At 72.7% G+C, this 12,002-nt stretch carries 11 protein-coding genes; 9 read left to right on the top strand and 2 right to left on the bottom strand.

From position 1 onward, the window contains the following. Positions 1-165: 165 nt before the first annotated feature. The 4 genes from M5362_RS31965 (at position 166) to M5362_RS31950 (ending at position 4,216) form a co-directional block, all read left to right on the top strand. A complete protein-coding gene (locus M5362_RS31965) occupies positions 166-1,356 on the top strand; it encodes an amidohydrolase family protein (RefSeq protein WP_260231397.1) in 1,191 nt (396 codons plus the stop codon). Continuing rightward, complete coding sequence (locus M5362_RS31960) at positions 1,356-2,489, top strand: acyl-CoA dehydrogenase family protein (protein ID WP_260231396.1); 1,134 nt, start codon at positions 1,356-1,358, stop codon at positions 2,487-2,489. The genes M5362_RS31965 and M5362_RS31960 overlap by 1 nt, the downstream gene beginning before the upstream one ends. A gap of 8 nt (positions 2,490-2,497) precedes the next feature. Beyond that, on the top strand, positions 2,498-3,358 hold the full coding sequence (locus M5362_RS31955) for an acyl-CoA dehydrogenase family protein (RefSeq protein WP_260231461.1): 861 nt from the start codon (positions 2,498-2,500) through the stop codon (positions 3,356-3,358). A gap of 402 nt (positions 3,359-3,760) precedes the next feature. Continuing rightward, positions 3,761-4,216, top strand: a complete 456-nt coding sequence (locus tag M5362_RS31950) for an ATP-binding protein (protein WP_260231395.1) — start codon at positions 3,761-3,763, stop codon at positions 4,214-4,216. A 229-nt stretch (positions 4,217-4,445) separates the two neighbouring features. Here the strand turns inward: M5362_RS31950 and M5362_RS31945 are convergent, their stop codons facing one another. Continuing rightward, the gene (locus tag M5362_RS31945; RefSeq protein ID WP_260231394.1) at positions 4,446-5,384 is read right to left on the bottom strand and encodes a cyclase family protein; all 939 of its coding nucleotides are present in this window, start codon (positions 5,382-5,384) and stop codon (positions 4,446-4,448) included. Positions 5,385-5,486: 102 nt separating this feature from the next. Here M5362_RS31945 and M5362_RS31940 point away from each other — a divergent pair, with 102 nt between their 5' ends. From M5362_RS31940 to M5362_RS31930, 3 genes are all read left to right on the top strand, one after another. Next, positions 5,487-6,401: an SDR family oxidoreductase gene (locus M5362_RS31940; protein WP_260231393.1), complete on the top strand. Its 915-nt coding sequence runs from the start codon at positions 5,487-5,489 to the stop codon at positions 6,399-6,401. A 220-nt stretch (positions 6,402-6,621) separates the two neighbouring features. Further along, the gene (locus M5362_RS31935; RefSeq protein WP_260231391.1) at positions 6,622-7,677 is read left to right on the top strand and encodes a Zn-dependent alcohol dehydrogenase; all 1,056 of its coding nucleotides are present in this window, start codon (positions 6,622-6,624) and stop codon (positions 7,675-7,677) included. 128 nt (positions 7,678-7,805) lie between these two features. After that, on the top strand, positions 7,806-9,107 hold the full coding sequence (locus M5362_RS31930; RefSeq protein ID WP_260231390.1) for an MFS transporter: 1,302 nt from the start codon (positions 7,806-7,808) through the stop codon (positions 9,105-9,107). A gap of 39 nt (positions 9,108-9,146) precedes the next feature. Here M5362_RS31930 and M5362_RS31925 read toward each other — a convergent pair whose 3' ends face one another. Beyond that, positions 9,147-10,118: a GlxA family transcriptional regulator gene (locus M5362_RS31925; protein ID WP_260231389.1), complete on the bottom strand. Its 972-nt coding sequence runs from the start codon at positions 10,116-10,118 to the stop codon at positions 9,147-9,149. A gap of 126 nt (positions 10,119-10,244) precedes the next feature. Between M5362_RS31925 and M5362_RS31920 the strand changes: the two genes are divergently transcribed. Further along, the gene (locus M5362_RS31920) at positions 10,245-11,456 is read left to right on the top strand and encodes an MFS transporter (RefSeq protein WP_260231460.1); all 1,212 of its coding nucleotides are present in this window, start codon (positions 10,245-10,247) and stop codon (positions 11,454-11,456) included. A gap of 17 nt (positions 11,457-11,473) precedes the next feature. Further along, complete coding sequence (locus M5362_RS31915; protein WP_260231388.1) at positions 11,474-11,989, top strand: PadR family transcriptional regulator; 516 nt, start codon at positions 11,474-11,476, stop codon at positions 11,987-11,989. Positions 11,990-12,002 lie beyond the last annotated feature (13 nt).

Genomic DNA, 12,002 nt, shown 5'->3' with positions numbered 1-12,002 from the left:
GCCGACGCTCACGGCGACCAGAAGGTCAGCCGTGAGGAGCGGAGCCACGGAGGGCGTATTCGATGGGTCCACCGTCGGCACTCGGACAAGGAAGCACTACCGATGGCCGGGGAAACCCGTTAGCTTGAAGCAGGATCTGACGATCCATCAGAAACGGAGGGTCTCATGACGGAACTGCCTCGCATCATCAGCGTCGACGACCATGTGATCGAACCGGCCCACCTCTTCAGCGCCTGGCTCCCGGCCAGGTACCGCGACCGCGGGCCGCAGCCGCTGACCGCCGGGATCGGGGAGCTCGCCTACGTCGGCGGCAAGTACCAGATCACGATGGACCCGGACGGACCGCCGACCGACTGGTGGATCTACGAGGACCTCAAATTCCCGTACAAGCGCAACATCGCCGCCGTCGGCTTCGACCGCGACGAGATGACCCTGGAGGGCATCACCCGCGAGGAGATGCGCCGCGGCTGCTGGGACCCCGTCGAGCGGCTCAAGGACATGGACCTCAACCACGTCGAGGCCAGCCTCTGCTTCCCCACCTTCCCGCGCTTCTGCGGCCAGACCTTCGCCGAGGCCAAGGACAAGGAGGTCGCCCTCGCCTGCGTCCGCGCCTACAACGACTGGATGGTCGAGGAGTGGTGCGGCGACAGCGGCGGCCGGCTCATCCCGCTCTGCATCATCCCGCTCTGGGACATCGACCTGGCCGTCGCCGAGATCCGCCGGAACGCGGCGAGAGGCGTCAAGGCCGTCACCTTCTCCGAGATCCCCACCTACCTGGGGCTCCCGTCCATCCACTCCGGCCACTGGGACCCGTTCTTCACCGTCTGCCAGGAGACGGGGACGGTCGTCAACATGCACATCGGCTCCAGCAGCCAGATGCCCGCCGCCTCCCCCGACGCCCCGCCCGCCGTCCAGGCCTCCCTCAGCTTCAACAACGCCATGGCCTCGATGATGGACTTCCTGTTCAGCGGGGTGCTGGTGAAGTTCCCCCGGCTCAAGCTCGCCTACAGCGAGGGCCAGATGGGCTGGATCCCGTACGCCCTCGAACGCGCCGACGACGTCTGGGAGGAGCACCGCGCCTGGGGCGGCGTCCGCGACCTGATCCCCGAGCCCCCCTCGACGTACTACTACCGGCAGATCTTCTGCTGCTTCTTCCGCGACAAGCACGGCATCGCCTCGCTCGACGTCGTCGGCCGGGACAACGCCACCTTCGAGACCGACTACCCGCACGTCGACTCCACCTTCCCGCACACCAAGGAAGTCGCCCTCGACCACGTCAAGGGCCTCGACGACGAGACGGTCTACAAGCTCATGCGCGGCAACGCCATCCGCATGCTGGACCTCGGCATCGTCTGATGGACCTCGCGTACGGCGAAGAGGAGGAGGAGTTCCGGGCGCGGCTGAGGGCCTGGCTCGCGACCGTCCTGCCCACGCTGCCGCCGAAGCCCGATCCGATGGACTGGCCGGGGCGCCGGGCCTACGACTGCGGCTGGCAGCGCCGGCTGTTCGACGCGGGCTACGCCGACGTCCACTGGGACGCCTCGCCCACCCGGCGGCTCATCTTTCTGGAGGAGACCGAGCGCGCCGGGGCCCCGTACGTCGGCGCGAACTTCGTCGGGCTGCTGCACGCCGGGCCGACGATCGCCGCCGAGGGGACGGCCGCACAGCGGGAGAGATGGCTTCAGCCGGTGCTGCGCGGCGACGAGGTGTGGTGCCAGGGCTTCAGCGAGCCCGAGGCCGGGTCCGACCTGGCCGGGCTGCGGACGAGGGCCGTGCGGGACGGGGACGCGTACGTGGTCTCCGGCTCCAAGATCTGGACCTCGCACGCGGAGGTCGCCGACTGGTGCGAGCTGCTCGTGCGGACGGACGCCTCGGGCCCCAGGCACCGGGGGATCAGCTGGCTCGCCATGCCCATGGACGCGCCCGGGATCACCGTCCGGCCGCTGCGGACGCTCGCCGGGTCGACGGAGTTCGCGGAGATGTTCCTCGACGAGGTGCGGGTGCCGGTCGCCAACCGGGTCGGCGAGGAGAACGACGGCTGGCGCGTCACGATGGTGACCCTGTCCTTCGAGCGCGGCACCGCCTTCGTCGGCGAGGTCGTCGCCTGCCGCCGCGTCCTCGGTGAACTCGCCGCCACGGCCCGGAAGAACGGCACCTGGGACGAACCGGTGATCCGGCGGCGGCTCGGGAGGCTGAGCGCCGAGTTCCGGGCGCTGTGGCGGCTGACCCAGTGGAACGTCAGCGAGGCGGAGGCGACGGGCGGGGTGCCGGGGATCGGCGGCTCGGTCTTCAAACTGCGGTACTCGCACGCGCGTCAGGAGCTGTACGACGCCGCCGCGGACGTCCTCGGGCCGGACGCGCTCGACCTCGGGCGCGAGTGGAACCTCGACCGGCTGTCCTCGCTCTCGTACACGATCGCTGCCGGTACGAGTCAGATCCAGCGGAACATCGTCGCCGAGCGGATCCTCGGCCTGCCGAAGGGGCGGTGAGAGCGGACGTGGACTTCCGGCTGACGGACGACCAGAAGGCGCTGAAGGCGGGGGTACGGGAGCTGCTCGCCGGCCGCTTCGGCCGGGACGCGCTGCGGGCCTCGGTCGAGCGCGGAACGCTCGACCGCGCGCTGTGGCGGGAGCTGGGGGCCGCCGGGTTCTTCGCCCTGCGGGTGCCGGAGGGGGACGGCGGTGTCGGCCTGGGGCTGCCGGAGGCGGTGCTGGCGTTCGAGGAGGCGGGGCGGGCGCTGCTGCCGGGGCCGTTGATCGCCACCCATCTCGCGGCCGGCTCGGTCGAGGGCGCCGCGGAGGGGGAGGTCGTGGTCACCGCGGCCGGCGGGCCGCACGTCGAGTGGCTGGAGGCGGCGGACGTGGTCCTGGGGGAGGTCGCCGGGGCCGTGCCCGTGCGGTCGGTGGATCCGCTGACGCCCTTGCACCGGCTGCCGGGGAGCCGTTCCGCCGTGCCCGTGACGGCGGACCTGCTCACCGCCGCCGAGCAGGTCGGGAGTGCCGGGCGGACCACCGAGATGGCCGTCTCCCACGCGCGTACCCGGGAGCAGTTCGGGCAGCCCGTCGGAGGGTTCCAGGCCGTCAAGCACCTGTGCGCGCAGATGCTCGTGCGTACGGAGGTCGCCCGTGCGGCGGTCTACGCGGCCGCCGTCACCGGCGATCCCGTCGAGATCGCCGGTGCGAAGCTGCTCGCCGACGAGGCGGCCGTCGACTGCGCGCGGGACTGCCTCCAGGTGCACGGCGGGATGGGCTTTACCTGGGAGGCGGACGTCCATCTGCACCTGAAACGTGCCTGGGTACGGGCCGAGCGGGGCCTCTCGAAGGCGCGGGCCGAGGAGGTGGAGGCGTCGCACTTGTAGGCACCGGGGTGGGTGGGCGCTCACGGAGCGTCGATATCGGGTTGTGTCCTTCGGCCGGGCCGTCACGGCCCGGAGTCGGGGTCCCGCTCCGGTACTCTCCGTGGGATGCGAGTGGTTGTGAGCCCGGATCGTCCCGGTGTCGCCGAAACGGCGGCCCCGGATCGGGCGATGCCCGCCGCTCGTACCCCGTGGAGGCGCTGGACGCCCTCCTGTTCGACTCCCCGCAGCGTGCGTCGCACAGTATGGACCACGCGTACTCCTTCGCGCTGGAATATGCCCGAAGCGCTTGTTGCGGTGACTGTACGTCAACCATGCTGTCTCACAAGGAAATCACGTTCCGTAGGGGCGTCGATGGCTGTGAGGCGCGAGGCGATGTGTCCGCCGGTTCGGATGGTGTGAGCGGTGCAGGTGCTTCAGGTTCAGTTGGAGGTCGGGCCGGACCCGGCGGAGGTGGGGCGTGCCCGGCGGTGGGCGCGTTCGAGGCTCGCCGGATCGGGCATAGGGGATGACGAGCCGCTGGCCGAGACGCTGGTGCTGCTCATCTCCGAACTCGTGACCAACGCGGTGGTCCACACGGGCTGTCCGGCCGTGCTGCGGATGCTGTTCGGCGCCGGCTGCCCCGAGGCCGGGACGGTACGGGTGGAGGTCGCCGATTCGAGCGACCGGCCGCCGCTGCCGCGGCACGCGCAGGGTGAGGACACCAACGGGCGCGGCCTGGAACTGGTGGACGGTCTGGCCGACCGGTGGGGATGGCAGCGCGAGGGTGCGGGCAAGAGCATCTGGTGCGAGGTGGACCGGGGTGCGTCGAAGCCGTCTTCGGCCCCGGCTGTCGGTCCGACGGTCTCGGTGCACTGTTGACGGTTCGTGGCGATTTGCTCACCCTGGGGGTGAGCGATTCGTTGCGAGGGGACGACGAGGGCGGGCCGGTGAGCCCTGCGCCCTCGACGAGTGCGGGTCGTGTCCGGGTGGCGGCGTCCCCCGCAGCGTTTCTCACGCGGGAGGACCCCCATTCGCCGCGCTCGCCGTGCTCGGGGCGCGCGCGAGCGCGCCGCCGCCCGTGACGTACCCCTGACGGGCGTTCAGGGGCTCAGAGGATCGCCACCGGGGCCACTGGCGTGCCCGTACCGCCCACGAAGGGCTCGGGCATCGCGGAGAGCAGGAACGCGTACCGCTCGCGCTGTGCACAGGCTGTGGACAGACTTTCCAGATTCCAGTTCTGCCCCTGGAGCATGCCCATCTCGACGAGGTCCAGCGCGTGCACGGGCAGCCAGAGGTTCTCGATCTCGGGCGGGAAGATCTCGAAGGTGAGCGTGTCGTTGGCGACGGCGGCCACGTCGCGGGCGTGGAACCACTCGGGCGTACGGACCGAGAGGCCGGGGGAGGGGAACGCGTAGCCGTGCTTGTCCCCGGCGAGGTACTGCCGCACCTGTCCCGTCCGTACGAGGACGATGTCGCCGGCCCGGACGGTGACCCGGCCGAATTCCGCGGCCTCGTCGAGGTCTTCGGGGGTGACGGCGTGGTCGCCGGGAAGCCGGTCCACGCCCTTGGCGGCGGCCACGTCCAGCAGGACGCCGCGGCTGACGATGTGACGGGCCGTGTGGATGCCGCTGAACTCGGAGCGGCCGTGCGGGGTGATGGTGGCGGCGGGGCGGCCGTTGTAGATCTTGCCCGAGTGCGAGACGTGGGTGAGCGCGTCCCAGTGGGTGCCCGCCTGGAGGCCGAGGGTCACCGCGTCGTCGCTGGTGGCGACGGTGCCGGGGCCGAAGAGCTCCTGGTTTATCTGGACCATGACGTGGAGCGGGTTGACCCGCCCGGGGATCATCCCGGTCTGCACGCCGTCCTGCGTGAGGTCGAGGGCGAGGGGGACGCGGTGGCCGGAGCGTACGGTCGCGACGGCGTCCCGCACGACGCCGTCGGTGATCAGGTTGAGGGTGCCGATCTCGTCGTCCTGGCCCCAACGTCCCCAGTTGTTCACGCGCTTGGCGATTTCATGGAATTCGGCAGGGAGCTGCGCGGGATCTGACATCGGGGCCTCCGCGGGTCTTGTTCTCCGGTATCTGACGGGTCGTAGAATCCACCTGACGAACGAATCTAACGGACCGTCAGAAAGTGCGGGAAGGGGCCGGGCGTGGGGAACTTCTTGGCAGGCAAGGTCGTGGCGGTGACGGGAGCGGGGCGCGGGATCGGACGCGCCGTGGCCCTCGCCTGCGCGGCGGAGGGCGCGAAGGTGGTCGTCAACGACTACGGGGTCTCCATCGAGGGCGGGGAGCCGACGTCGGAGGTCGCGCTGTCGGTGGTCAAGGAGATCGAGGCGGCGGGAGGCGCGGCCGTCGCGGTCGCCGACGACATCTCGACCATGGCGGGCGGACAGCGGATCGTCGACATCGCGCTGGCCGAGTACGGGCGGATCGACGGGGTCGTGTGCGTGGCCGGCATCCTGCGCGAGCGGATGCTCTTCAACATGTCCGAGGAGGAGTGGGACCCGGTCGTCGCCACACATCTGAAGGGGACGTTCACGGTCTTCCGGGCGGCGTCGGCCGTGATGCGCAAGCAGGGGACCGGGACGCTGATCGGCTTCACGAGCGGGAACCACCAGGGGTCGGTGGCGCAGGCGAACTACTCGGCGGCCAAGGGCGGGATCATCTCGCTGGTGCGGTCGGCGGCGCTGGGCCTGCACAAGTACGGGGTGACGGCGAACGCGGTGGCGCCGGTGGCGCGGACGCGGATGTCGGCGAACGTGCCGATGGAGCTGAAGGAGATCGGGGAGCCGGAGGACGTGGCGGCGCTCGTCGTCTACCTGCTCTCGGAACGGGCCCGCGAGGAGAAGATCACCGGCCAGGTCTACACGATCGCGGGCCCCAAGATCGCGGTGTGGGCGCAGCCCAGGGAGCTGCGGGCGGGCTACGCGGAGGCGGGCGCCTGGACGCCGGAACGGATCGCGGACTTCCTGCCGGGGACGGTGGGAACGGACCCGATGCCGATGCTGGCGCGCCTGGAGGAGATGGCGAGGGCCGCGTCGGAGGGCTCCCGCCCGAACGCGTAGACGCCCACCGCGGGTGGGGGTCCGGCCCGTCCGAGCGCGTAGACGCCCACCGCGGGTGGGGGTCCGGCCCGTCCGGTCGTGTATCCGCCCACCGCGGGTGGGATCCGGCCCGCCTGAACGCGTAGACGCCCACTGGGGGGTGGGGATTCCGCTCACCCGGACGCGCAGACGCCCACCGCGGGGTGGGGACTCCCGCCCCCGACGACGAAGGAGCACGCAGATGAGAGGTGTCGTCTACGACGGCAAGCACGTTCAGGTCGTCGACGACCTGGTGGTTCGTGAGCCCGGGCCCGGCGAGGTGCTCGTCGGAGTCCGGGCCGCCGGGCTCTGTCACAGTGATCTCGCCGTCCTCGACGGCACCATCCCCTTCCCCGCCCCCGTCGTCCTCGGCCACGAGGGCGCCGGGGTCGTCGAGGCCGTCGGACCCGGGGTCGTCCATGTCGTCCCCGGCGACCACGTCGCCCTGTCCACGCTCGCCAACTGTGGTACCTGCGCCGACTGCGACCGCGGCCGCCCCACCATGTGCCGCAAGGCCATCGGGATGCCCAAGCAGCCCTTCTCCCGGAGCGGCACCGGCCAGGCCCTCTACCAGTTCGCCTCCAACTCCTCCTTCGCCGAGCGGACCGTCGTCAAGGCCGTCCAGGCCGTGAAGATCCCCGAGGACCTCCCCCTCACCTCCGCCGCCCTCATGGGCTGCGGGGTCCTCACCGGCGTCGGCGCCGTGCTCAACCGCGCCAAGGTCGACCGGGGCGACACCGTCGTCGTCATCGGCACCGGCGGCATCGGGCTCAACGTCCTTCAGGGCGCCCGGATCGCCGGCGCGCTCACGATCGTCGCCGTCGACACCAACCCCGCCAAGGAGGACGTCGCCCGCCGCTTCGGCGCCACGCACTTCCTGGCCTCGGCAGACGGCGTACGGGAGGTCCTTCCCACCGGCGCCGACCACGTCTTCGAGTGCGTCGGCCACGTGGGCCTCGTCCGGCAGGCGATCGACCTCCTCGACCGGCACGGCCAGGCGGTCCTCCTCGGCATGACCGCCCCCACCGCCGAGGCGAGCTTCCCGCCCGCCGCGATGTTCCTGGACAAGTCGATCCTCGGCTGCCGCTACGGCTCCTCCCGTCCGCAGAGGGACATCGCGCTCTACGCGGAGCTGTACCGCGAAGGCCGCCTCCTCCTCGACGAACTCGTCACCGAGACCTATCCGGTGGAGGACTTCGCCAAGGCCGCCGAGGACGCCGAGGCGGGGCGTGTCGCACGCGGCGTGCTGACCTTCTAGCGCCTCACCGCCGGTCCGCCGGTCCGCCGGTCCGTCCGCCCGTCCGCCAGTCCGTCCGCCCGTCCGCCCGTCCGCCCGTCCGCCCGGCACCCGCCGGCCACGGCCGTCCGCCCGTTACGGTCGTGGCCATGGCCTACCGAGACATCGTCACCCGCCCCGTCCTCGCCTGGTCGGCCGTCGCCGTCGCGTGCCGGCTGCCGGTGGCGATGGCGCCGCTCGCCCTGGTGTTCCTGGTGCGCGAGCGGCCCGGCGGCTACACCCTCGGGGCGGCGCTCGCCGCCGCGTACGTCCTCGGCGAGATCGTCGCCGCGCCCGTCCTCGGCATCAGGATGAACGCGGAGCGGGCGCGGCCGCACCTCGCCGTCGGGCTCGTGGTGGGCGCGCTCGCCTTCACCGGGCTCGGCCTCGGGATCTCCGGGACCGCGCACCCCGTGGTCCTCGGCCTCCTCGCCCTCCTCGCGGGCGCCGGGCCGAGTGCCGCGCCCGGCGCCATGCGCGCGCTGCTGACCGGCATGGTCCCGGAGAAGGCCGTCACGCAGGCGCTCTCCATGGAGTCCGTACTGACCTTCGGCATCTGGGCCGCCGCGCCCGCCCTCGTGACCGGTCTGGCGCTGGGTGCCGGCCCCGGCGTCCCGCTGCTGCTCATGGGTGTCCTCATGGCGGCCTCCGTCGCCGGCCTGTGGACGCTGCCCGCCGGCTGGCGGGCGGACGGGCGGGGCGACGAGCACGGCGAACCGATGCGGCGCGTCCTCGGCCGGGCCTGGCCGGTGTACGTGACGGGCGCGGCGAGCCTGACGCTGCTCGCCCTCGCCGAGCTGATCCTCCCGGCCCTCCTCGAACAGCGCGCGATCGGGATCGGCTGGGCCGGTCCCCTGCTCGCGGGGTTCTCGATCGGCTCGGCCGTCGGCGCGTTCGTGTACGGGCTCCGCGGCGGCTGGCCCGGCCGGCTGCCGGTGCAGAGCCTGGTCCTCATCCTCGGTGTCTCGGCGGGCGTGGTGCTGGTCGCCGTCCTGCCGTGGGCGGGCGCCATCGCCCTCGCCCTCGTCCTCGCCGGGCTGCTCCAGGCCCCGGCGATGCTCACCCGCAACCTGGCGCTCCGCCAGATGCTTCCGGCGCACGCCCTGGCCGCCGGCTACTCGGTGATGTACGCGGCCGTGGGCGCCGGATACGCGGCGAGCGGCTCCCTCGCGGGCGCCCTACTGAAGGTCGTGGCGCCGTCGACGGCCATCCTGTGGGGCGTGGGCCTGACGCTGCTCCTCGCGGCGATCGGCGCGGCCGGCGAGTGGCGCCGGGTCCGCCTCGGCGAAGCAGGGGCGGGCTCCTCGGCGGAAGGCCGGGAGACCCCGGTCGCTCCGGACGCCCCGCAAGCCCCGGACGCCCGGGACGCCTGGGCGGGCGTGGAGAGCCGGCGCCCCTCGCGCACCGACTGATCCCGTCAGCGCGCCACGCCCGTCAGCGCGCCACGCCCGTCAGCGCGCCGCGCTCGTCCTGAAGGTGCGGCGGTAGGTCGTCGGTGTCACGCCGATCGCCGCCTGGAGGTGGGACCGCAGCGACTGGGGCGTCCCGAATCCGGCGTCCCGCGCCACCTGGTCGACCGCCAGGTCCGTGGACTCCAGGAGGTGCCGGGCCCGCTCCACGCGCTGCTGGGTCAGCCACTGGCCGGGGCTGACGCCGACCTCCTCTCGGAAGCGGCGCGTGAACGTCCGCACGCTCATCGACTCCCGTACCGCCAGGTCCCGGAGCTGGATCGGCTCGTGCAGATGCGCCAGCGCCCAGGCGCGCGCCGACGTCGTCGTCGCCGTCCCGGCCTCCGGGAGCGGCCGCTCGATGTACTGGGCCTGCCCGCCGTCCCGGTGCGGCGGTACGACGGTCATGCGGGCCACGTCGTTGGCGACGGCGCTCCCGTGGTCCCGGCGCACGATGTGCAGGCACAGGTCGATCCCGGCGGCGACGCCCGCCGAGGTCAGCACGTCTCCGTCGTCGACGAACAGGACGTCCGCGTCGACCCGGACCTTCGGGAAGAGCCGCTGGAAGTGCTCGGCGGAGGCCCAGTGCGTGGTGGCCGGCCGCCCGTCGAGGTAGCCGGCGGCGGCGAGGACGTACCCGCCCGTGCAGATGGCCACGAGCCGTGTGCCGGGCCGGATGTGCGCGAGCGCCGCCGCCAGTTCGTCGGTCAGCCGGCCCTCGTCGTGGACGGGGCCCAGTTCGTACGAGGCGGGGACGACGACCGTGTCGGCCGTCGCGAGCGCCTCCGGGCCGTGCTCCACGTGGACCGCGAAGTCCGCGTCCGTCTGGACCGGGCCCGGGACCGGGGCGCAGGTCACGATCGTGTACAGCGGCCGGCCCGCGGCGTCCTTGGCGCGGCCGAAGATCCGGTGGGGAATGCCCAGCTCGAAGGGGAGGAGACCGGGCAGGGCCAGGACGGCGATACGGTGCGGCACAAGAATTTCCTTTGTGGTCCAGACCACTTGCTGCTAGAAGTCGGATCCGTGACGGACAAGCGGACGGACATACCGTCGGACAGACGAGCAGAGCACTACCCCTACAAGTCCGGGGCCCGGGAGCGCATTCCCGAAGGGTCCGGGGCCCCGGCCCTCTGGAACCGTAACTTCCGGCTCTTCTTCGTGGCCCGGGCCGCCGCCGTCTTCGGCGAGGGCATGGTGCCCGTCGCCCTCGCCGCCGGTCTGCTCGGCGCCGGGCACCCCGGCTCCTCCGTCGGCTACGCGCTGGGCGCCTGGATCGGGCCCTTCGCCCTGTTCGTCGTCGTCGGCGGCGTCCTCGCGGACCGGTTCACCGCCCGCCGGATGATGATCATCGCCGACCTCGTGCGGCTGCCCGGCGCGGCCGTCCTCGCCGTCTCCTTCGGCTTCGGCAGCCCGCCCCTGTGGTCCGTCTACGCGCTGAGCGCCGTCAGCGGCGTCGGCGCCGCGCTCTTCCAGCCGGGGGTCGCGTCCACGATCCCGCGCATCGCCCCGGACGTGCAGCGCGCCAACGCCGTCCTGCGGGTCGTCGAGTCGCTGATGACGATGGCGGGTCCGGCCGCCGCGGGCGTCCTCGTCGCGCTCACCGGCGGCGCCGGTGCCGCCTTCGGCCTGAACGGCGCGACCTTCGCCGTCAGCGCCGTCTGCCTCGCCCTGATGAGGATCCCCGGGACCCTCTCCGACGCGGTCCGGCGCGGCTCGCTGCGGGCCGAGATGGCCGTCGGCTGGCGGGAGTTCACGGCGCGGAGCTGGCTGTGGGGCGTGATCGCGATCTGGACGGTGTACGGCTTCACGGTCGCGGGGCCGATGGTGCCGCTGACCGCGACCCTGGTGACCGGGGACCATGGCTCGGCCACGTACGGCGTGCTGATGGCCGTCGCCGGTGCGGGCAACGCGGCCGGCGGGCTCCTCGCGCTGCGGCTGCGGCCCCGCCGCCCGCTCGCGGCGGGCGCGGTCGCGCTGCTCGGTCTCCCGGTGAACCTCGTCCTGCTCGGTTCGGGGGCGTCCGTGGCGCTGCTGGCGGTGGGGCAGTTCGTCGGCGGCGCGGCCTTCGCGTTCTGGCTCGTGATGTGGTCGACCTCGGTCCAGACGCATGTGCCGCAGGACGCGCTGAACCGTATGCACGCCTACGACGTGGCCGGTTCGCTCCTGATGATGGCGGCGGGCCGGGCGCTCGCGGGCCCGGTCGCGGAGGCGGTCGGCACGGAGGAGGTCCTGCTGGCGGGGGCGGGGATCGCGGTGCTCGTGGTCGTGGCGCTGCTCGTGGTCCGGCCGATCAGGACGCTGCCGCGGGCCTAGGAGGGTACGGTCCCGGCATGTCTGAAGTCCGCTTGACCACACCCTCCTATCTCGTGCTCGGCATCGTCGACAAGCTCGGCGAGGCCACTCCGTACGACGTGAAGGTGGAGGCGGCGCGGACCGTGGCGCCGTTCTGGTCGATGCCCCACGCGCAGGTGTACGCCCAGTGCGACCGCCTCGTGGAGGCGGGCCTGCTCTCCGAGGCGCGGCAGACGGGCGGGCGGAACCGGCGCCTGATGCGGCTCACGGAGGCGGGCGCGGCGGCCCTCGCCGCATGGCTCGACGATCCCGCCTTCGTACCGGTCGAGGCGCGCGAACGCGGCATCCTCAAGCTCTGGTTCGGGGCGAGCCCCCGGGTGCACGCCCCCGTACAGGTCGAGGAGCACCGCCGGACCCTGGGCGAGTACGAGGGGCTCGCGGAGGGCGTCGGGGAGCTGCTGACCCGGGGGCAGCGCGAGGCGCTGGAGTTCGGCATCCGCTACGAGCGGATGATGGTCGACTTCTGGCAGTGGGTCGAGCGGCGGGAGCCCTGACCTCCGTACGTCC

The sequence above is a fragment of the Streptomyces sp. Je 1-79 genome (assembly GCF_025195125.1).
Taxonomy (GTDB): domain Bacteria; phylum Actinomycetota; class Actinomycetes; order Streptomycetales; family Streptomycetaceae; genus Streptomyces.
The sequence above is the reverse complement of the archived record's forward strand: the minus strand, read 5'-3'. Positions and strand labels throughout refer to the sequence as shown.

What these genes read in the sequence shown, in the direction of transcription:
- M5362_RS31930 (WP_260231390.1), top strand. Translation starts at nt 7,806, where the DNA reads ATGGCCTACCGAGACATCGTCACCCGCCCCGTCCTCGCCTGGTCGGCC.
- M5362_RS31965 (WP_260231397.1), top strand. Translation starts at nt 166, where the DNA reads ATGACGGAACTGCCTCGCATCATCAGCGTCGACGACCATGTGATCGAA.
- M5362_RS31935 (WP_260231391.1), top strand. Translation starts at nt 6,622, where the DNA reads ATGAGAGGTGTCGTCTACGACGGCAAGCACGTTCAGGTCGTCGACGAC.
- M5362_RS31915 (WP_260231388.1), top strand. Translation starts at nt 11,474, where the DNA reads ATGTCTGAAGTCCGCTTGACCACACCCTCCTATCTCGTGCTCGGCATC.
- M5362_RS31945 (WP_260231394.1), bottom strand. Translation starts at nt 5,384, where the DNA reads ATGTCAGATCCCGCGCAGCTCCCTGCCGAATTCCATGAAATCGCCAAG.
- M5362_RS31960 (WP_260231396.1), top strand. Translation starts at nt 1,356, where the DNA reads ATGGACCTCGCGTACGGCGAAGAGGAGGAGGAGTTCCGGGCGCGGCTG.